This is a genomic window from Sedimenticola selenatireducens DSM 17993 (genome assembly GCF_000428045.1).
In the GTDB taxonomy this organism is placed as follows: Bacteria; Pseudomonadota; Gammaproteobacteria; order Chromatiales; family Chromatiaceae; genus Sedimenticola; species Sedimenticola selenatireducens.
In genome coordinates, this window is record NZ_ATZE01000001.1 from 29,727 (window position 1) to 49,670 (window position 19,944).

A 19,944-nucleotide genomic window follows, 5' to 3' on the forward strand; every position below is an offset into this window, starting at 1 on the left:
CACATGCGCAAGTTAGGACCGTTCGAGTGTTCCCCGATCGGACTCGGTTGTATGAACCTGTCCCACGCCTATGGAGCCCCGCCACCCGCGGCGCATTCGGAGCGGCTGCTGCATGCGGCATTGGACATGGGCTACACGCTGTTCGATACCGCGGCGTTATACGGATTCGGTGAAAACGAGAGCCTGTTGGGCCGGGCGCTGGGGAAAAAACGGTATCAGTTTGTGTTGGCCAGCAAGTGCGGCATGTTCAGGAATGATGCCGGGGTGCGGACCATAGATGGACGTCCGGAAGTCATCAGAAAAACCTGTGAAGATAGCTTGAGGCGTCTCCGCACCGATGTAATCGACCTCTACTACCTGCACCGGGTGGACAGGGCGGTGTCCGTGGAGGAGAGCGTGGGGATGCTTTCAGATCTGGTGGCTGAAGGAAAAATCCGTGCCATTGGATTATCAGAAGTTTCGGCAGACACGCTACGGAGAGCTCATGCGATTCATCCGGTCGCCGCTGTACAGACTGAATACTCGCTATGGACCAGGAACCCGGAGATTGCCGTACTGGAGGCATGCCGGGAGTTGGGGGTCACGTTTGTCGCATTCAGCCCGTTGGCCCGCGGTTATCTCACCGGCAAGTTGACCGATATCTCCGCGTTGGAAACCAAAGATATCCGCAGAAATATGCCTCGATTTGAAGCTGAGAATTATGCCAAAAATCTCAAGTTACTGGTCGAGGTGAAAAAGATTGCTGTGGAGGAGGGATGTACCTTGGCACAGCTGGCATTGGCCTGGTTGTTGGGGCGTGATGAAAGCATCATACCCATTCCGGGGACTACCAGTCTGGATCATCTGCACGAAAACCACGGGGCGGTCGATGTGAGATTAAATACGGAATCCTATGACCGGTTGGACCGGCTTATAAATCAGTCCACGGTGGCAGGTGCCCGTTACAACGCGGCCACACAAATGGAAATTGATACCGAGGAGTTTTAAATGGCATCTGATGCATAGCTGCAGTGCCACCCAAAACCATGAATACGGATGCGCGAAGAGAATAGCCATGCATAGATACGTGAGAGGAACCGAATAAAGGATCATAGTCGATACCAACGATACGGTTACAGTCATGACCTAAGTGCATCGAGCCCATCGGGTTCAGGGTGCCATGTCTGTCGCCAGAAGTATTTTTCCTGCCTTAAAAAAATAGTGTCACCGTGAATGAACTGGTACTCATCTTAATATCATTTTTTACCTCGATGGGTACGGCCGTGCTGGGTCTGGGCGGAGGGCTGATTTTGATCGCCTGCATGCCCGGACTGGTCCCGCCGGTGGCGATCATACCCGTGCATTCGGTTGCCCAACTGGCGTCAAATTTCAGCAGAGCGGCGTTTGATTTAAAATCAATCCGCTGGGAATACGGCTTGTCGTTTTTTATGGGATCGCTGCTTGGCGGCATATTGGCCGCACAACTGGCTGTACAAATTAACCTGGATTACATACCCCTGTTTATTGCAGCCTTTATTCTGTTCAACGTGTGGGGATCTGGAATAGACATCGGCAAAAAGCTGAAGGGTGAGTTTTTCACCATCGGATTCCTTCAGACTGCGCTGGGTATGCTGGTCGGTGCAACCGGGCCGATGGGGCACTCCACCCTGATCAGAAAGCAGGTTGAAAAGGATCAGCTGGTGGTGACGTCAGCTTTATTCATGACCATTACACACGCCATAAAGATTTCCATGTTCATGTTTCTGGGGTTTTCTTTTTTCCAGTATTGGGCGCTGTGTCTAGGGATGGCGGTTGCGGTTATTGCTGGCTCGTATATTGGGACACACATGCGAAGACGGGTGCCGGATAGGTACTTCAGAATCGTACTCAAGCTGTTGCTGACAATACTGGCAGTCAGAATGATCTACAATACTGTCCTCTAGTTCTCCCAGGCCATATTCGACCTAGGCGGGGATTGCAGGCATCGCAACAAGAGGGCTGGATAGGTGCAGCCTTCAAGCCCGCATGGCAGGTGGCTGGCTGCGCATAAAGGCATACAACTACCTGCGGATTGGATACGCCAACCACCGCCGCCAGCTTTTCCGGTAAAAGAAGGTTTATCCGTTCAGCGTCGTCAACCGCCTGACCAGATCGCCCCAGCCATGGCTGAAAATGACCAGCAGGGGAATGATGAAGACAAAGGCATAAAGCACGTGGCGGATATGTGCGTTGGCGCGGGTCATCTCCATGTATTGGTCGATTACCATGCGTCCCTTGAACGCAATCAGGCCGGCAACCAGCAGGGTCAGGGGCCAGCCGGGGTGTCCCGTTTCGGCAAACCAGGCCCCGGCGAGTGTGAGCCCAATCAACAGCAGCCATATTTTTTCGGCATGCCCCATGTTCACCTCAGCACGTAGAAAAATGGGAAGATCACCAGCCAGATGACATCGGTGGTGTGCCAGTAGACCGCTGCCGCTTCCAGTCCGCCGTACTCCTCTGACGAGTAGATGCCACGATTTGTGCGTATGGCAACCCAGCTGAGCCCAAGCAAGCCCCAGAACACGTGTACCAGGTGGGTCAAGGTAAGATAGTAATAGACCGTGTAGAAAATGCCGGCCTGACCGTCGACGCCGTGCGTGATATTCCAGCGGATCTCAAAGTATTTTACCAGTGGATATCCGCAGCCGAGCAGTATCGCCAGCAGGATCCAGCGAAAGGCCCTGGTGGAGGCATCCTGGCGAACCGCAGCGACGGCCTTGACCATGCAGTAGCCACTGGTCAGCAGCAGCATGGTGATTGTTACCCCGGCCACGGTGGCCAATTTGTCCGGGCCTCCCTGGAAGGCTTCCGGATGATGTGCCTTGGCAACGAAGTAAACGGTGAACAGCATCAGAAATTCAACCAGTACACAAAAGATGCCGACCCAGATGCCGCTGTTTCCAGGCACCCTGCTATCGGTGTCCAGGTTCGCATCGGGTGGTGTGGTCAGCGGTTCTGCAAGGGAGGTGTTCATGCCGCTTATTATCAATGGGTATCGGCGGGGATATCTATGACAAAGGTCAAACCGTGGAGGTGCCGGGTTAATCCCGACGGGCTGGGTTACTCTATCCATGTGAAATGGGTTCGCTAAAGCGCAATATTTAGCAATCGTTTTAGCGCTAACAGTGACCATATCCTGTTTTGTCGCTGGTTGTACAGGATTGGCGTTTGCGGTATCACGGATCGATACAACAGCCTGCGTGGCTGTGGACCAGATGACCGCTCTGGCTATTTTGCCAGGCCCCCGAACAAGACAACACAGACGGTGCGCACGGGTGTTTTTGCGGCCAGTACCGGTATTCAGGCTTTGAGAGGGTCCATTCTATTGGCAATGTACGGTTAAACATCGAACCGGGATAACGAAAAACCCGGAGATTAAATATCTAAAAGAGTTCAAATTCAATTCGGTAGATGCGCTCGGGCTTACTCCAAAGCGGGACCTGCTTTCCAATATTCGCTTGTCTGCTTGTGCTACAGTCAGGCTTGTATTGCTGCGATGCAGCAAATACCCTGGATGTAACCGTTGCCAGTCAGTCGAGAAGCCAAGTGAGCCAAGCCCCTGAAAATTCCCGTTTGACCAGACTGCGCCGCCAGATTGCCGATACGTACCAGGCGGTATTGGGCAAGGTGAGTCAACGCCTGTCCCGACTGGTTATGCCCTGCCCGGGTTGTACCGCGTTGCGGCGCTGGTTCGGTGCATCACCGCGTGATGCCGGCATTCAGCCTGTGGCACGCCGGCCGGCGGCCGCCCCCAGTCAGGATCTGATCCGCTACTTTGCGCGGCGTGACTATGCCCGTTCCCGTCGGCGTCGCTACGCGTTGCACCTGCCGCCCCAATATGGTCGCGGCCAGGAATTGCCACTGGTGATGGTGCTGCACGGCTGCCGTCAGGATGAACAGGATATTCGCCAGATCAGCGGCTTCGACGACATTGCCGATCAGGAGGGCTTCGTCGTGGTTTATCCATTCGTCACTAGCTACGCTGGCCTGCGCACCCGTAACTGCTGGGGATGGTGGCAGCGGCATGAGATAGAAGCCGGTGCTGGTGAGGTGGAAGACCTCTGGCAAATCATTAACGAGGTGGCTGAGAAATACCGCATCGACCGGCGGCGCATTCATGTCACCGGGCTCTCCTCCGGTGCCGGGATGGCGGCGGCGTTGCTGGTGGCGCATGCCGACCGGATTGCCTCGGGTGCCGTGGTGGCGGGGGTGCCTTACGGCGAGACCGCACGCGCCGTGAACCTGTGGAGTTTTGGTGGCCGGTTCAAGCCGGTTGATGTGGTGGCCAGCGCCATGCAACGGGCGTTGCCGCCCGGTGCTCGTGCCATGCCACTGCTTGTTGTTCACTCCGACGCCGATGAGACGGTGAATATCCGCGCGGCCCACAACCTGCGCGACAGTTGGGGGCGTTGTTTTGGTGTCGATACCGTGCAGCCCTGGTTGCGCACCAACGGGGTGACCCTGGGCACGCCCTGGGTCCACAGTCGTTACGGGGGCTCTGCTCCGAACGGTCTGATAGAGACGCTGTTTCTTGAGGGCAAGGGGCACGGCTGGTACGGCGGCAATTCCGGTTCCTACAGCTACCCGGAGGCGCCGGACGTGTCGCGCTGGATCTGGGATTTCTTTCATCGCCAGCCGTCGTTGCCGGTCACCACGGTTGGCCCTTCAGCGGCCGAGCCCTCGTCGGTTGCGGCCGCTGTCTGACGGGGCGGCACGGGTTACCTCCGCCCGCTGCTTTTGCATCGGCTGACGGTTGGTTCGTGACAGGCGCAAGAGCTATACAAAATCGATAACGGGGTAACCAGAACACCTGATTCACACCGCTCTTTTGCGATCTGCGCGCTCAGCGGTAAATCTGGGTGCTGTTTTCACTTGCCCGGCCCTGATGATTATTCCTCGTCAATGGCTGCGAATCGCTGGACCAGATAGTCGATCAGAGTGCGGACCGAGGGCAGCAAGCCACGCCTGGTCGGGAACACCGCATGGATGATTTCCCGGCGTGGAGCCCATTCAGGAGCCACTCTGACCAGTGACCCATCTGCCAGCTGATCGCGCACCATCAACAGGGGAAGTTGTACAACACCCACACCTGCCAATGCCGAATTCCGTAATGCGATCATGTCAGTGGTCACGAAGCGGGGCGTATGGGGTACGACTACCTGTGTCTGCTCCGGCCCGAAGAGCATCCAGGTGTGGGATTGTTGTGGCACGCCCAAACCCAGGCTGGGCAGTTCGTTGAGCTCGGCGGGGGAAGTGGGAACGCCTTGCCGCTGAACCAAGCCCGGGCTGGCAACCAGGCACTGTACTCGTTCGGCTAACACGCGCATCACCAGTTCACTGTCTTGTAGCGGCGGCGGGCGCACCCGGATTGCTACATCCACGGCTTCGCTCACCAGATCGACACGACGGTTGGTTGCTTCCAGGTGCACGATCACCTGGGGGTAGAGCGCCATGAAATCGGCCAACATCAAGCCGACATGCACGTGCAGCAGCGCCACCGGGCAGGTGATACGGATCACGCCGCGTGGTTCGGCCCGCGTTTCATCAACAGCTTCTTGCGCGGCCTCGGCTTCCACCAGCATTGCCTTGCAATGCTCGTAATAGGTTCGCCCGATTTCCGTCACCGCGAATTGGCGCGTCGTGCGCTGAATGAGCCGAACGCCTAATCTGCCTTCCAGGTTGGCGATGCGACGGCTGAGCTTGGATTTTGGCATACCCAGCGCTCGTCCCGCGGGGGCAAAGCCGCCGTGGTCCACTGCCTGGACGAAGTAATAGAGATCGTTCAGATCCTGCATCGTGCCTTTATTGTTCACAAAATAGAACTCTTAGACCCACTTTAGCAGCCTACTGCTATCAGCGTGTCAAATCTATCATTATTCCAACGCGTAACCCGTGCCGTTATTTTGGAGAACATCATGAAAAATTCACTTGGTATCTACAGTGCCCCTGGCGCCCATTGGGTCGGCGACGGTTTCCCGGTGCGCTCCCTGTTCTCGTACAACAGCCACGCCAGGCAACTGAGCCCCTTCCTGTTGCTCGATTACGCCGGCCCGGCCGATTTCACGCCAACGGACAAGCCGCGCGGTGTCGGTCAGCACCCGCATCGTGGCTTTGAAACCGTGACCATCGTCTATCAGGGCGAGGTGGCACACCGCGACTCAACCGGCCAGGGAGGAGTTATCGGCCCTGGTGACGTGCAGTGGATGACGGCGGGCGCCGGTATCCTGCATGATGAGTTCCACTCGCCGGCATTCAGCGAATCAGGTGGGACGCTTGAGATGGTGCAACTCTGGGTGAACCTTCCGTCCAGGGACAAGATGACCCCGCCGGCCTATCAGGCGATCTTCGAGCGTGACATCCCTACCGTTACCCTGCCTGATGCGGCCGGGACCGTTCGGGTTATCGCTGGTCAGTATGCAGGGCACAGCGGCCCGGCTCACACCTTCACGCCCATGAACGTCTGGGATATGCGGCTCTCAGCGGGTGGTTTCAGCTCCCTCACGCTCCCCGAGGGCTGGACAACAGCGCTGGTGGTGCTGCGTGGTAGCGTGCAGATAAATGGCAGTGTAATCGCCCGCGAGGCACAGATGGTCGTGCTGGATCGCGCCGGTAAGCGCTTTTCCATGGAAGCTGATGGCGACGCCATCGTTCTGCTGCTCAGTGGTGAACCCATCGAAGAACCGATTGTGGGGCATGGCCCGTTCGTGATGAACAGCCAGCAGGAGATTGTGCAGGCGATCAACGATTTCCAGAGTGGCCGGTTCGGACTGCGGATTCAACCGTTCGACCGCCCGTTGGCGACCGCACATCAACGGTGCGTTACACCCACCTGACCGTGAAGGAGAAAACCTCATGCGCAAGCCATATGTTCGGCTGGATAAAGAGAATGCTGCCGTTTTGTAGGTTGACCATCAGGCAGGCCTATTGTCTCTTGGTCGCGATATCGATCCGGAAAATTCAAAAATAATGTGTTGGCACTAGCTGATCTGTCCAAATACTTCGGCTTGCCCACAATCCTGGCAACCAGTTTTGAGACCAGTCCAAGCAACATTGAATGCTGTTGGTAACCTAACCCGGGTGTGCCGACAATCCGGTATCCAGTATGCGGGATGTGCTGGGCGTCGCGATACCCATCGATCAGCAGCGTTGCGGCTCGCTCCACTCAGCACATCCTGCAGGGTTTACTGCAAGCAACCACCGGGTGCCGATGATTGCCTCGCGCTGTTATAAACGGTATTCGGGAAACAGGCTTACCGGCTCCACCCCCGGTTGCCTGTTGAAACCCCGAATGACCGGACTTGCCCGGGTCGCTGAACGCCCAGGATACGTTTTACTTTCTGCGCTCCACCTCATCTCGCTTGAGGCTGACGATACCGCCGACCCGGCGCCGGTCGGCCGCGCCATACTGCGTCTTGCCCTCCCGGTCGATAATCACCGCCTGGACCGATCCGATCTCCGACGGATCACGCACGCTATGTCCGAGGGTGCCGAGTTCCTCCATGACCTGCTCGGAGAAACCGATCTCGCGACCCACGGTTCCATTCGCGCTTGTCTGAGCGATCCTGGGTGCATCCACGGCCTCCTGAATATCCATACGGTGGTCGATCAGGTTCATGCTGACATTCACCACGGAGTCGATGATAGTGGAGCCACCCGGGGATCCGTACGCGGCCAGTGGTTTCTTGCCCTTGAACACCATGCTCGGCGACATGCTGGAGCGTGGTCGCTTGTTCGGCGCCACATCGTTGGCACCTGGATTGAAACTGCCTGGATCCGGATTGAAGGCGGGTATGAAATTGAAATCGGTCAGCTCGTTGTTGAGCAGGAAACCGTAACCCGGCACCATCAGCCCGGTACCCCAGGCCGATTCGACCGTGGTGGTGTAGGAGACCATATTGCCGTAGCGATCAACAATACTGAAGTGGGTAGTATTCACTCCCTTGTCGAGCGCCGGGGTTAACGCGGCCAGCTTCTGTTTACCCGCTGTCATCGCCACGTCAAAGGGGCGTGGGTCGTCCGGCAATACATTTGCCTGGCGGGCGTCCGGACTGATCAGGGCACTGCGCAGGGCAGTGTAGTCGTCATCCAGGAGACCGGTCTTGGGTACATCAACAAAATCCTCGTCACCCATCCACACGGCGCGATCGGCGAAGGCGAGGCGCATCGCCTCGATCATCACATTCAGGGTGCGGGTGGCGCCAAAACCAAAGCCCTCCGCCTCGTCACCGATAGGGAAGCGCTCGACCAGTTTCAGTATCTGTAGCACGGTGAGGGCACCGGAAGAGGGTGGCCCCATCGATTTGATGGTGTAGCCGCGATACTCACCCGACACCGGCTCCCTGATCACCGCCTGGTAATTGGCCAGGTCATCCAGCGTCATCCGCCCTTCACCTTCAGGCCGGCTGTCGCGCGTGGCTTGTTGGGCTGCGACCATGGCGCTAGCGATCTCGCCTGAATAAAAGACATCCGTACCCTGGTCGGCAATCAGACGCAGGGTATGTGCCAGATCCGGTTGCACCAACAGTTGCCCCTCCACTAACGGCGCATCTCCGGGACGGAAGATATGCCGCGCTTCATCATAGGCGGGATTGCCAGGCTCGTTCTGCAGCCGACTGCTTTCGGTGCTCTCCGCCAGACGCGGCCCCACCCGAAATCCTTCCTCCGCCATTGCGATGGCCGGCTCGAGCGTCTCCGCCAGGGTCATGGTGCCCCACTTTTTCAACGCCAGTTCCACCCCTTTCAAGGTGCCCGGTACCCCGACTGCAATACCGCTGGTAGAGGCGACGCCGAAGCCACCGCTGCTGACGAAGGGTACAAACATATCCGCGGTTGCTGCCGCGGGCGCCTTCTCCCGGGAGTCGATGGTGAGGGTTTTTTTCTCCTTGGCCAGGTAGATCAGCATGAAGCCGCCACCCCCGATTCCGGAAGACTGAGGTTCAACCACGTTCAACGCGAATTGCACGGCTGCCGCGGCGTCGATGGCATTGCCCCCCTGGCGCAGGATCTCGGCTCCGACGCGCGCCGCATTGGGTTCACTGGTGGTGACGACGCCCCCGCGCACTCCTGGCACACCCAGGGATGCATCGTCATCACTCCAGCTCGGCGCTGAGACTGAAACCAGGAGGAGAGAAACGATAAACAGCAAGGGTTTCTTATAATTGGTGAGAATGCCGGTAATCGGTTTATGCAGGTAGTTGTTGATGTCCATGATCTTTTTAGCTCCATATAGCTGTTTGCCTTACCGGGAATCGTTATGTGCGTGATTACCACAGGTACTACAGTAACCCTCTTACCGTGAAGAGTAAGGATCAATCTAAATCACAGCGATACTAACAATCTCTAGTCGACTGCAGGCAATGAATGTATTGGGGTCAGCTCTCAACAAGGCGTGATGTGGCGTTTTGGGGCGACTGAATTGAGAAGTCCCACAAGTGCACACATGCGTTGGCGCTACCGGATAACAGTAGATGGCAATGATTGGAAATACTACATGCTTTTTTTAAGGGTATTTCGCGGAGCCTGGTTAACCCGTTCCCGGCCCTGCTCACGCTGGCGTGGCCGCGTTATTGCCAGTGGGACTAACGGCGGCCTTGCACGCGTTTAACTGTTCAGCAGCAAACCCGGGGCAGGCGGCTTTCGGCAAGCAGTTCGATGAAAGCCGATTATAAGTCGGTATTCATTTGCGGCGATTAATCTGGGCGATGCGAACCGGCCGAGTCACAACTGTTTTGCAGCGCTGATTACAATCAGTGCTCGCCCTTGGTCTTGCGAATACCGGCCAGGCGGTTGCCCTGTTTTTGTGGCCCACCCATCGGGAAGATGTCGTGCAGATAACGGGTGTTGGCCCGCTCCTTACCCCACACCTTGCGGAAGTGCTTGATCATGTCCCGCACCTGCGCCTGTACCCGGTGTTGCTGATAGTAGTCGCGGATGTAGTGGATCACCGCCCAGTGCTCGTCGGTCAGGGTCAGGTTCTCCTTCGCCGCCAGTGCCACGGTGAATGCCTCCGACCACTCGTCCATGTCCTGTATGTAACCCTCCTGGTCGGTGGCGATCAGGCGATCACCGGTATCGACATAGTCGATACGGATGGCAAAGGGGTTGGTCTGCATTGCCTGCTTGTTGGTTGGCATATTCATGTTAACCTCACGCTGTACTTTTCAGGGGCAGCATCTGCCCTTCGGTTTGTGGTATCCGGTGATGGCCCAATGCCAGGCCATAAATCCGTAGCAGATCCTCTTCGCTGACATCGATAAATGAATCTATTTCGGTCAATGCGTAAACCAGGTCACTATGGGCGATCATGCATTTCTCGGCGGGCGCTACGCTTTGCCGGGCTTGGGGATAGCGACGCCAGACAAAGGGGTAGTTAAAAATCATCGCAACTGAGAGCAGGATCAGTGCATTGGCCAGCACCGGAGTCACGGCGTAACCGTAACCCATCTCCTGCACCGCGCTACCCCCAAGGACCGCTACCAGTGCGGTGGCGCCCCCCGGCGGGTGCAGGCAGTTGAGATAGTGCATGGCGACAATCGACAATGCGACCGCAATGGCGGAGGCCATGACCGGCGATTCAATCCAGCGTGCCGCGGTCACTCCGATGAGTGCGGAAATGATATGTCCACCAAGTACCGCCCAAGGTTGGGACAGGGCGCCATGAGGTACGGCAAACAGCAACACCGCACTGGCACTCATGGATGCGACCACCAGGGTGGTGCCGTGCATATCCAGCACCTGCTGACTGATCAGCAGGATCATAAAGACACTCACCAGGCCGCCGCCCGCGGAGATCCATTTTTCGGCATGGCTGGTGGGATGGGCGTCGTTATCAGACAGATAACCCAGTATCCGGGATAGGCCCAGGGAGGGCATGCGCCCTGATGCAGTTCTGATTACTGCCAACAACATCAATGACCAACGTTTCTTCATACTACTTCCGTGAACGTCTGATTTTGAATCAGTATAAGGAGGCAAACTTTATTCAACAAACGAATATTATTGTTATCTAATATCGGAATATTCGATATAATTTCCTGACCTCATCGACAATTCCGGACATTATTTATGGATATCGAGTTTGCCCGCACCTTCCTGGCCGTGACCGCCGCCGGCAATTTTGTCGGTGCGGCGGCGAAGCTGCACGTTACCCAATCCACCGTGAGCGCCCGGATCAAGACCCTGGAGCAGCAACTGGGCACGCCGCTGTTTCGCCGTGGCCGGGGTGGGGCTGAATTGACTGCGGCGGGTCGGCGTTTTCTGCGACATGCGAAGGTGATGGTCCGTGCCTATGAGCAGGCGCGTCATGATGTGGGGCTTTCCAGCGGATTCAGTGCGGGACTGACCCTGCGCGGGCGCATCGCCTTGTGGGACGGGTTTCTGCCCAAATGGGTGCAATGGATGCGCCAGACCGCACCCGATATCTCCTTACGCCTGGAGATCGGCTTCGAGGAGGGAATCATGCAGGGCATGGTGCAGGGGGATATCGATATCGGCGTGATGTATACGCCGCAGAGTCGGCCTGCCATTGCCGCGGAATACATCTTTGGCGAGTCGCTGGTGCTGATGACCAGTTCCCGTGACCGGCATTGGCAGGACTCCAGCTATCTGCATATCGATTGGGGGCCGGAGTTTCTGGCGCAGTTTTCCGCCCGTTTTCCCGATGTGGACACCTCGGCGCAACGGGTCAATATCGGCTGGCTCGCCATGCAGTTAATCAATAACCAAGGCGGCTCTGCCTACTTTCCCGTGCGTCTGGTGCGTAACCTGATTCAATCAGAACAACTGTTTCCGGTGGAAGACAGTCCGCTGATCACGCTTCCGGTCTACATGGTTTACCCGTTGGACCGGCAGGAGGCGCACATCACCACTGCCATCAAGGGGCTGCGAGAGCTGGGGGCCGAGGAGGACCTGCGGCAGTCCCTGGATGATCTTTCCTCGGCTTCTTGAGTATTCCCGTTCTGGTTTGACCCCTGGAGCACCGAGTTCTTTTCAGTGATCCGGATTACGGCTTCCGCTACCTTCCCGCCTTGTTATCCGCACCGTTGACAAGGCGATTAAAAGGTATAAAGTGAGTAACTAATTACTATCTTCTATGGGAGAACCCATGGCACTTCATGTCAAACATCTGCCGGCCGAGGAGCGCCGCGCCATCACGGTTGAAACAGTGGTTGAACTGGCGGCGGAGCAGAATCCAAATGACATTACTACCGCCGCAATTGCCAAACGCATGGGGCTGACCCAGGGGGCGTTGTTCAGGCACTTTCCCAGCAAGAGTGCCATTATGAGCGCGGTCATGGAGTGGGTGGCCGAGCGCCTGTTGTCACGGGTGGACAAGGCCGTGCAGTCAATCGAGTCCCCCATTGCCGCGCTGGAGGCGATGTTCATGGCGCACGTGGCGTTTGTGGCGGAGCACCCGGGTGTTCCCCGCATGCTATTTGGTGAGTTGCAGCACGCCGGTGAAACTGCGCCCAAGCGCATGGTGCATACACTGATCAGCCGCTATGGGGAGCGGGTACGCAAACTCATTGATGCGGGAAAGGCAGCTGGAGAGATGCATCCGGCGCTTGATACCGAGGCGGCGGTGAACCTGTTTGTTGGCACCATTCAGGGGTTGGTGATGCAGTCACTGCTGGCGGGCGATGTAAGGCAGATCGGCCGGGATGCCCCCGGGGTATTCGCAATCTACCGGCGCGGCATCGGGAGTGGGATGTGACGATGTTCCACATCCAGGGGCGTACCCTGGCCCTGCTGGCGGTGCTGCTGCCACTCATCGGATTGTTTATCTATGTGGCACTGAGTTCCGGTCCACTGGCGCCGGTGCCGGTGACCATGGTAGCGGTGCAAAATCGTGTTGTTTCCCCGGCCCTGTTCGGCATCGGTACGGTTGAGGCACGCTACAGCTACAAAATCGGCCCTACAGTTGCCGGGCGTGTGAAGCATCTGGATGTCCAGGTGGGTGATTATGTGAAGGCGGGGCAACTGTTGGGTGAAATGGAGCCGGTGGATCTGGAAGCGCGCCTGCTTGCCCAGGAGGCGGCGCTGAAGCGCGCCCAGGCGCAGTTGCGCGAGGCCGAGGAGCGCCAGGTCTATGCCAGTTCGCAGGCAATACGCTATGAAAAACTGCTGGCGGCCCATACGGTCAGCGAAGAGCTGGTGGCCACCAAACAACATGAACTGCTGTTGGCGGCGGCGGCACTGAGCGGGGCAAGCGAGGAGCTGGTACGTCTTACAGCTGAACGGGAAGCGTTGCGTGCGCAGCGTGACAATCTCCAGCTGGTGGCGCCGGCTGATGGCCTGGTGGTCCTGCGCAGTGCCGATCCCGGCACGACGGTTGTGGCCGGTCAGGCGGTGGTGGAGCTGATCGATACGCAGAGCTTGTGGGTGAATGTGCGCTTCAACCAGACCCATGCCCATGGACTGGCGGCCGGCCTGCCGGCAGAAATTGTGTTGCGTTCGCATGCCGGACAACGCTATGCGGGGCAGGTGTTGCGGGTTGAACCCATGGCGGATGAGGTCACCGAGGAGACCCTGGCCAAGATCAATTTTGTGCAGTTGCCCGCGGTGTTGCCACCTTTGGGTGAGCTGGCGGAAGTGACCGTGACCCTGCCTGCACTGCCGGCTGCACCGGTGATTCCGAATGCGGCGATCCAGCGTATCGAAGGCCGCCTTGGAGTCTGGCAGGTGATTGACGATGATCTGCATTTCACTCCGGTCAAACTGGGTGCCGCCGGCCTGGATGGCCAGGTCCAGGTTCGTGAAGGTCTCAATGCCGGAGACCGGGTCGTGGTTTACAGCGGCAAGGCGCTGAGCAGCAAAAGCCGCATCAACCCGGTGGAACGCTTGCCGGGGATCAAGTCGTGATCAGCCTGGCCGGGCGCGATATCCAGCATGCCTGGGGCAAGTTTGTTTTCACTGGCATCGGGCTGGGTCTGCTGATCGGTGTCACCCTCACCATGGCTGGCGTGTATCGCGGCATGGTGGATGATGCCAAGGTGCTGCTGGACAATAGCGGTGCCGATCTCTGGGTGGTGCAGAAAGACACCCTGGGCCCGTATGCGGAGTCCTCCAGTATCTATGACGATCTGTGGCGTGGTATACGCAGCATGCCGGGGGTCGCGCGGGTATCCAACATCACCTATCTGACCATGCAGGTGCGTCAGGGGGAACGGGATGTGCGGGCGATGGTGACGGGTGTGACGGCCGGAGAGCCCGGATTGCCCGGCTGGCCGCCGCAACTGGTGGCCGGCAGACAGATCACCCGGGGCCATTACGAAGCGGTGGCCGACGTCGCCACCGGCTTCAAACTGGGTGACCAGATCCAGATCCGGCGCAATCAATACCATGTGGTCGGGTTGACACGGCGCATGGTCTCTTCCAGCGGTGATCCGATGGTGTTCATTCCGCTCAGGGACGCCCAGGAGGCGCAGTTTCTCAAGGACAATGATGCGATCCGGCAACAACGTCGGCGTACGGCGGAAAATCCCGCTTTTAATCGCCCCGGTGTGCCCGGACTTCTGGATGCCGTCATCGCGTCACAGAGCACCAATGCTTATGTCAACGCGGTCCTGGTGCAGATAGAGCCGGGCTGGGATGAACAAATGGTGGCGGAATCGATCCGCCGCTGGAAGCGGCTCACGGTCTATACCCGCAGCCAGATGGAGGAGATCCTGGTTGGCAAGCTGATCGCCACCTCGGCGAAACAGATCGGTATGTTTCTGGTGATCCTGGCAATTGTCAGTGCCGCTATCGTCGCCTTCATCATCTACACACTGACCCTGGGAAAGATTCGTGAGATCGCGGTGCTGAAGCTGATCGGCACGCGCAACCGCACCATTGCTGCGCTGATTATGCAGCAGGCAGTCGCCCTCGGGGGGATTGGATTTGTGGTGGGCAAGATCGCTGCGACTTTCTGGGCGCCGGTGTTTCCCAAGTATGTGCTGTTGCAACCGCTTGATTCAGTCATCGGCTTTGTCGCAGTGATTGTCATCTGTGTTTTGGCGAGCCTGATAGCAATTCGTGCCGCCCTGAAAGTGGACCCGGCAGAGGCAATCGGAGGCTGAGATGAATGGAAAAGGTATTCGCATAGAAGGACTCGCCAAACGCTATGGCAAAGGTGACACGGCGGTGGATGCCCTGAAGGTGGTGAATATGCATGTGGCCCCGGGTGAAGTGGTTGGCCTGATCGGACCATCGGGATCGGGAAAGAGTACACTGCTCAAGTGCCTCGGTGCCGTAATCGAACCCACGGCGGGACGCATGATTCTCGGTGATGACGTGATTTACGATGATGGTTGGGAGGTCAATGATTTGCGCGCACTGCGCCGTGACAAGATCGGTTTTGTATTCCAGGCACCTTACCTGATCCCCTTTCTCGACGTGACCGATAATGTGGCGCTGCTACCGATGCTGGCTGGAAAGCCCAATGCTGAAGCGCGAAAGCAGGCGTTGGATCTGCTGCAGGGGCTTGATGTGCAACATCGTGCCCGCGCCATGCCATCACAACTCTCCGGTGGTGAACAACAGCGCGTGGCGATTGCCCGCGGGCTGGTCAATCGTCCGCCGGTGATCCTGGCGGATGAACCGACTGCGCCTCTGGACAGTGAGCGTGCCCTGGGAGTAATCCGAATCCTCAATGAGATGGCGCGTAAATTCGAGACCGCCATTATCGTTGTCACCCATGACGAAAAAATTATCCCCACCTTCAAACGTATCTACCACATCAGGGATGGTGTGACCTATGAAGAGGCAGGGGAAGGTCAGGGTTTCTAGTGAGGCAGCATGCGCGACAACCGAGGATAACCGATGCCGAATAAACCAGGAATGACGAACGGCGTGTTGTTGCTGTAGACCTTGCTGGGTTTGCTCGCGTCGAGCTGGATAAAGGCAGTTATAGTCGACGAGGGTAATTAGAAGAAATTTGGCCTTGGCTGCTATATGGCGAGCAGAAGAAGACGGTGTTCATCTATTCCAACATCCGTGGTCGAAGCATATTCAGACAAGATTGAAATAGCAATTCAGCGGTACTCTGATCAGAGACGGAAACGCCGCATATGCGTGTTATGCATAATGGACTGAGTATTTGATACACATGCCCGGTGCACAGTTGCCGTCAATTTATCTCAGTAGTATCACAGAAGCCAGAATCTGTGTATGGGCCTGGCGCCCTTCCATCCCTTCGGCGAGATCCATGGTCATGTGGTGAACAGATAACCCCTGGCACGCGTGTTCGTGGAGTGTTCCGATTTGCGGTTGGATGCAAACCATCTGAAGCGTGTCCTGCATGCCATCCGGATAGGACAAAAACCTTGGTTATTCTACTTTATGAAGTTGGTCGCCTGGTACGCAGGCATAATCTGCAACCAGATCAACTCCTGTTAGTTGCACTGATATCATTCTGCATGCTATCCGACCGACGCCTTTCCGCGCGTTTGCGATCACCCTACTGGTAAGGTAATAGAGCTACTCATCGCCTGAGTGGAAGTCCTGATTTACTGATCAGCTACGTCGTGCATTGAATGCGCCACGTTTTATCACCGATGTTCGCTTTTTATATTGGCTTCTACAAATCCAATTGTTTTGTTGTTGATTATTCAATAACCATGAGTGTTATATAAATATACGTCGGCATGCAGAATGAGCGACACAATAACTCGTCACCAATTGTCACAAACTGTCACAGACATATTGGCAATCCTCAGATACGCTCTATTACAAGAATTCAATAAAACAACATTATAACAAGCTTAAAGATTCTACATTTTGGCGTTTAACGTTAAGCATAATACAGAAGAATCTAACTGACTCTAACGCGTCTGGCATTTTATCGATGCATTAAGTAATCGCACAGGGATGCGAATCACGATTGCGTATTTCGGTATGCCGGATGATTTACCAAGTAACAATTTTAAAATTATAAGTAGTGCCTATTTTAATTGGCATTTATTAGATAGGTGAACAAACCCGATTTTAGTGAAATTGATTAAATGGCTTTAGTCGCCTTTGTAAGGAGAAGTATGAGATAGGAAAAAATACGCAGGTTAGTTAAGCCTGTAAAAACCGGGAGGGGAGATGAGAAGAATTGGATTTTGTGCAAGCATGTGCCTAATTGTAGTTGGTTCAGCCAACGCTAATAACGGTGATCAGATGGTGGGGTTTAGTGCCCTGTCGAATGCAATGGGAGGGGCGGTTACAGCAACTCCACAAGACGTAACCACCTCGTTAAGTAATCCTGCTGGCCTCGCAACCTTGGATTTGGGGAAATCAAATACTCGATTTGACATGAATCTGGCACTTTTAAACCCTATTCGAGAGTTGAACGGTGTGTCGAGTGATAATGATATTTATGTCATGGCTACGGGTGGGTTTGCCTTCCGTAACAGTTCGTTGGGTGATCGGTTGACGTTTGCGGTAGGAGCGTACCCGGTCTCGGGTGGAGGCGTTGACTTTCCCAGTCACGCGTTTACTGCTCCGGTAAATGGATCGCCGTCACCCGTATCAATAGTGGCATCCCGGCAGTCTCTTAGAATTGGCCCGGCCGTGGCCTACAAGGTTACAGATGATTTTACTTTGGGCGGGAACATCAGTTTGGTCAGTAACATGATGTCAGTTAAGGGAATGACAAATTTTCCAACTGATGTTGCTTATGGTGCGTCTTTTGTTTTAGGGGCGACATACGATATTACTGATCAATTGAGATTTGGCGCTGCATACACAAGTAAAACATATTCAGAAGATCTAAATTGGAACCTTAATAACGGAGCATACAGTCTCTCATTTGACGACCCACAAACCATAGCGCTTGGTCTATCGTATGCGCCATCAGACCGGTTAATGATAGAGGCGGATTTAAAATGGTTGAACTATTCCAATGTCAGGGCAGAAAACGATTTGATAACGCCGCCATCCATGCCCGATCAAAAGCTTACGTACGGATGGGATGACCAATACGTTATTGCTTTAGGAGTAAAGTACGCACTAACTGGTAAGTACTCCTTGCTGGCTGGTTACAATTATGGCGCCTCTCCGTTGAAAGAAGACGATATCAACAACAATATCGGCGTCACAGCAATTGTGGAGCATCATCTCAGCGGCGGCATCAGCGCGCAAATGACAAAATTCACAACGTTGTCATTCTCTGTTATTCACGGCTATTCGAACGAGATGACTGCATCGGTGGGACCACCCACTAAAGTAAAGTTCGAAACAAATCTGGCTTCACTTCAATTTACCTATAAATTCTAGGCGTGATGTATCTGTTTTCGTTACATACATTTGAATGTGACAACTAACGAGGAGTGAAAAAAATGAAAAGAGAAAAGTCTAAGGGTTTGCACAAACGAGCACTAACTACACTTATTAGTGCGGTATTCATCGCGTCAGTAGCGGGGTGTGCAGCACCCAGTTTCTCACCAACTGTTGTGGATAGCGAATGGAATACCAACTACAAGGATGCGCTAAGCCCTCACACGCAACTTGCGTTGGGTGTGATGAAGAAAATCAAGAAAAATGAAGACGCAATTGGTGACAAGCTTGCGCTATCACGGAAGTGGAGCAGCTTGGCGCGCGATATTGACAGTAAAGCTTCTGATGCAACGCTTAACAAATCGCGCAGGGATATAGAAGCTCTGCTAGGCCAGAAGTTAGTAGATGAGATCAAGGGGGAAGCCTACAGCCGTGGCGACCTGATGGGATTCATGATGAGTAGTGGAATGTCAATTCCGCCTGGTGGACCATCGGCAATGAACCCGGACCTGGTGGCAGCTGAAAAAGTTGTTGCAATGTTGAAGGGTGATGATAAGTCTGCAGCGCCTGCATTTACCTACAAGCCGGTATTGCCTGGAGAAGCTTTGTCGCCAGTGGAAAACCTGACTCTTGGTACTGCGCTGCTTCTTGAAAGAGACAGGCAGTCATTTGATATGAGCCAAGTATTCCGGTTGGCGCTCTATTTTAGACCGCTAAGGCGCCTGTATGACCCGAACCCCAACATCAACAAGCAACTTAGCACCGATAAGATGGACGTCGAAACTGTCTATATGGACAGGATTTGGCGTGTATTAAAACCTGAGCAGGTTGCTGCAATACGAGCAATGGATCTAACTCGTACAGATATGAATGAATATCTTACCAACCACGTAAAGTTATTTAAAGTTGATGAAAAGAGAAATCCGAAGTTTGCATTAATTGAATATACAGTCAATGATTTTCATGAGCAGATTGCACCTCCGAACACGATTCCGCCCGAGGAAAAGGGGGAGTTCTTTATCGCGAGTTCGCTTAAGAAGTTAAGTGGAAAAGATCCTGATGACGGGCGTAAATTATTTGAGGGTGTCTGTGCAGCATGTCACGGAGTAGATGGGCAAGGTCGGTTCCCGCCAATCAGTATGAAATCATATCTGTCGCTGCACAGTGATCATGAACACTATGAGATTGTGCGCTTTGGCCCACCGCAAAAGCCAGGTTCACCAATAGTGATGCCGACATTTGATGACAAGCTGAGCAGTGATCAAATATGGGCTGTCGTACAGTATCTGCGGACATTTGAAAAAGATAACAAAATACGCCGTGGTGAGACGGAGGCTCGCGCCGCCGGTGTGAATTTCTACGATACGAGTGATGTCTATCAGTTATGGGGTAAGAAGGATGGGGATAAATACTTCCTTGATATACAGAGTGATATTGCGTATCGAATAATGGGTCATATCCCTGGCAGTAACCACATTAGGCCTGCCGAATTTGATCAGAAAATCGATTCGATTCCCCGTGACAAGGAAATTATTGTGATCGATATGTTCGGTTCACAAGGGCTTATGCCGGCCAAAACCCTCGCGGATAGCGGATACAAGGTGTCCTATATGGCATCCGGTATGATGGACTGGCATATCACGAGAAACTATCCGGTTTCATACGATTAACAATCAGTTATTCACT

General features: G+C 55.0%; 17 protein-coding genes and 1 pseudogene. 12 read left to right on the forward strand and 6 right to left on the reverse strand.

Annotation, left to right across the window (positions count from 1 at the left end; all coding sequences use genetic code 11):
• Positions 1–3: 3 nt before the first annotated feature.
• Both A3GO_RS0100170 and A3GO_RS0100175 read left to right on the forward strand, forming a co-directional pair.
• Positions 4–987: an aldo/keto reductase gene (locus tag A3GO_RS0100170; protein WP_335339991.1), complete on the forward strand. Its 984-nt coding sequence runs from the start codon at positions 4–6 to the stop codon at positions 985–987.
• A 221-nt stretch (positions 988–1,208) separates the two neighbouring features.
• On the forward strand, positions 1,209–1,922 hold the full coding sequence (locus A3GO_RS0100175) for a sulfite exporter TauE/SafE family protein (protein WP_029131683.1): 714 nt from the start codon (positions 1,209–1,211) through the stop codon (positions 1,920–1,922).
• Positions 1,923–2,096: 174 nt separating this feature from the next.
• Here the strand turns inward: A3GO_RS0100175 and A3GO_RS0100180 are convergent, their stop codons facing one another.
• Positions 2,097–2,378 (reverse strand): cytochrome C oxidase subunit IV family protein, encoded by a 282-nt coding sequence (locus tag A3GO_RS0100180; RefSeq protein WP_029131684.1) that lies wholly within the window; start codon positions 2,376–2,378, stop codon positions 2,097–2,099.
• A 2-nt stretch (positions 2,379–2,380) separates the two neighbouring features.
• Positions 2,381–2,992 (reverse strand): cytochrome c oxidase subunit 3 family protein, encoded by a 612-nt coding sequence (locus tag A3GO_RS0100185; RefSeq protein WP_029131685.1) that lies wholly within the window; start codon positions 2,990–2,992, stop codon positions 2,381–2,383.
• A 599-nt stretch (positions 2,993–3,591) separates the two neighbouring features.
• Here A3GO_RS0100185 and A3GO_RS25045 point away from each other — a divergent pair.
• Entirely contained in the window at positions 3,592–4,722 is a 1,131-nt protein-coding gene (locus tag A3GO_RS25045) for an extracellular catalytic domain type 1 short-chain-length polyhydroxyalkanoate depolymerase (protein ID WP_051301666.1), read from the forward strand.
• A 185-nt stretch (positions 4,723–4,907) separates the two neighbouring features.
• Here the strand turns inward: A3GO_RS25045 and A3GO_RS0100195 are convergent, their stop codons facing one another.
• Positions 4,908–5,813 (reverse strand): LysR family transcriptional regulator, encoded by a 906-nt coding sequence (locus tag A3GO_RS0100195; protein WP_029131687.1) that lies wholly within the window; start codon positions 5,811–5,813, stop codon positions 4,908–4,910.
• Between the two features lie 120 nt (positions 5,814–5,933).
• Between A3GO_RS0100195 and A3GO_RS21800 the strand changes: the two genes are divergently transcribed.
• Positions 5,934–6,851, forward strand: coding sequence for a pirin family protein (locus tag A3GO_RS21800; RefSeq protein ID WP_051301667.1), 918 nt, complete (start codon positions 5,934–5,936; stop codon positions 6,849–6,851).
• Positions 6,852–6,870: 19 nt separating this feature from the next.
• A pseudogene (locus A3GO_RS26470) lies at positions 6,871–7,064 on the forward strand (hydrolase); the annotation flags it as partial.
• Between the two features lie 284 nt (positions 7,065–7,348).
• On the opposite strand, the gene ggt reads toward A3GO_RS26470, so the two are convergent.
• The 3 genes from ggt to A3GO_RS0100215 all read right to left on the reverse strand — a co-directional run bounded on the left by ggt (position 7,349) and on the right by A3GO_RS0100215 (position 10,947).
• The gene (gene ggt, locus A3GO_RS21805) at positions 7,349–9,226 is read right to left on the reverse strand and encodes a gamma-glutamyltransferase (RefSeq protein WP_051301668.1); all 1,878 of its coding nucleotides are present in this window, start codon (positions 9,224–9,226) and stop codon (positions 7,349–7,351) included.
• Positions 9,227–9,764: 538 nt separating this feature from the next.
• Positions 9,765–10,157 carry a TusE/DsrC/DsvC family sulfur relay protein gene (locus A3GO_RS0100210; protein ID WP_245621622.1) on the reverse strand — a complete coding sequence of 131 codons (393 nt, stop codon included), beginning with the start codon at positions 10,155–10,157 and terminating at the stop codon, positions 9,765–9,767.
• Between the two features lie 7 nt (positions 10,158–10,164).
• On the reverse strand, positions 10,165–10,947 hold the full coding sequence (locus A3GO_RS0100215; protein WP_245621623.1) for an HPP family protein: 783 nt from the start codon (positions 10,945–10,947) through the stop codon (positions 10,165–10,167).
• Positions 10,948–11,082: 135 nt separating this feature from the next.
• On the opposite strand from A3GO_RS0100215, the gene A3GO_RS21810 reads away from it, so the two are divergent.
• The 7 genes from A3GO_RS21810 to A3GO_RS0100255 all read left to right on the forward strand — a co-directional run bounded on the left by A3GO_RS21810 (position 11,083) and on the right by A3GO_RS0100255 (position 19,928).
• The gene (locus A3GO_RS21810) at positions 11,083–11,964 is read left to right on the forward strand and encodes a LysR family transcriptional regulator (RefSeq protein ID WP_051301670.1); all 882 of its coding nucleotides are present in this window, start codon (positions 11,083–11,085) and stop codon (positions 11,962–11,964) included.
• Between the two features lie 157 nt (positions 11,965–12,121).
• Positions 12,122–12,730 carry a TetR/AcrR family transcriptional regulator gene (locus tag A3GO_RS0100225; protein WP_029131690.1) on the forward strand — a complete coding sequence of 203 codons (609 nt, stop codon included), beginning with the start codon at positions 12,122–12,124 and terminating at the stop codon, positions 12,728–12,730.
• Between the two features lie 2 nt (positions 12,731–12,732).
• Positions 12,733–13,878 (forward strand): efflux RND transporter periplasmic adaptor subunit, encoded by a 1,146-nt coding sequence (locus A3GO_RS0100230; RefSeq protein ID WP_037374349.1) that lies wholly within the window; start codon positions 12,733–12,735, stop codon positions 13,876–13,878.
• Positions 13,875–15,077, forward strand: coding sequence for an ABC transporter permease (locus A3GO_RS0100235; protein ID WP_029131692.1), 1,203 nt, complete (start codon positions 13,875–13,877; stop codon positions 15,075–15,077). The genes A3GO_RS0100230 and A3GO_RS0100235 overlap by 4 nt, the downstream gene beginning before the upstream one ends.
• A gap of 1 nt (position 15,078) precedes the next feature.
• Positions 15,079–15,786: an ABC transporter ATP-binding protein gene (locus A3GO_RS0100240; RefSeq protein WP_029131693.1), complete on the forward strand. Its 708-nt coding sequence runs from the start codon at positions 15,079–15,081 to the stop codon at positions 15,784–15,786.
• A gap of 1,299 nt (positions 15,787–17,085) precedes the next feature.
• On the forward strand, positions 17,086–18,258 hold the full coding sequence (locus A3GO_RS0100250) for an OmpP1/FadL family transporter (protein ID WP_084609610.1): 1,173 nt from the start codon (positions 17,086–17,088) through the stop codon (positions 18,256–18,258).
• A 62-nt stretch (positions 18,259–18,320) separates the two neighbouring features.
• Complete coding sequence (locus A3GO_RS0100255; protein WP_029131695.1) at positions 18,321–19,928, forward strand: c-type cytochrome; 1,608 nt, start codon at positions 18,321–18,323, stop codon at positions 19,926–19,928.
• Positions 19,929–19,944: the final 16 nt, after the last annotated feature.

Excerpts from the sequence above, each read along its gene's own strand:
- A3GO_RS0100170 (WP_335339991.1), top strand. The coding sequence starts at position 4 with ATGCGCAAGTTAGGACCGTTCGAGTGTTCCCCGATCGGACTCGGTTGT.
- A3GO_RS0100180 (WP_029131684.1), bottom strand. The coding sequence starts at position 2,378 with ATGGGGCATGCCGAAAAAATATGGCTGCTGTTGATTGGGCTCACACTC.
- A3GO_RS0100185 (WP_029131685.1), bottom strand. The coding sequence starts at position 2,992 with ATGAACACCTCCCTTGCAGAACCGCTGACCACACCACCCGATGCGAAC.
- A3GO_RS0100195 (WP_029131687.1), bottom strand. The coding sequence starts at position 5,813 with ATGCAGGATCTGAACGATCTCTATTACTTCGTCCAGGCAGTGGACCAC.
- A3GO_RS21800 (WP_051301667.1), top strand. The coding sequence starts at position 5,934 with ATGAAAAATTCACTTGGTATCTACAGTGCCCCTGGCGCCCATTGGGTC.
- ggt (WP_051301668.1), bottom strand. The coding sequence starts at position 9,226 with ATGGACATCAACAACTACCTGCATAAACCGATTACCGGCATTCTCACC.
- A3GO_RS0100210 (WP_245621622.1), bottom strand. The coding sequence starts at position 10,157 with ATGAATATGCCAACCAACAAGCAGGCAATGCAGACCAACCCCTTTGCC.
- A3GO_RS0100215 (WP_245621623.1), bottom strand. The coding sequence starts at position 10,947 with ATGAAGAAACGTTGGTCATTGATGTTGTTGGCAGTAATCAGAACTGCA.
- A3GO_RS21810 (WP_051301670.1), top strand. The coding sequence starts at position 11,083 with ATGGATATCGAGTTTGCCCGCACCTTCCTGGCCGTGACCGCCGCCGGC.
- A3GO_RS0100225 (WP_029131690.1), top strand. The coding sequence starts at position 12,122 with ATGGCACTTCATGTCAAACATCTGCCGGCCGAGGAGCGCCGCGCCATC.
- A3GO_RS0100230 (WP_037374349.1), top strand. The coding sequence starts at position 12,733 with ATGTTCCACATCCAGGGGCGTACCCTGGCCCTGCTGGCGGTGCTGCTG.
- A3GO_RS0100240 (WP_029131693.1), top strand. The coding sequence starts at position 15,079 with ATGAATGGAAAAGGTATTCGCATAGAAGGACTCGCCAAACGCTATGGC.
- A3GO_RS0100250 (WP_084609610.1), top strand. The coding sequence starts at position 17,086 with ATGAGAAGAATTGGATTTTGTGCAAGCATGTGCCTAATTGTAGTTGGT.
- A3GO_RS0100255 (WP_029131695.1), top strand. The coding sequence starts at position 18,321 with ATGAAAAGAGAAAAGTCTAAGGGTTTGCACAAACGAGCACTAACTACA.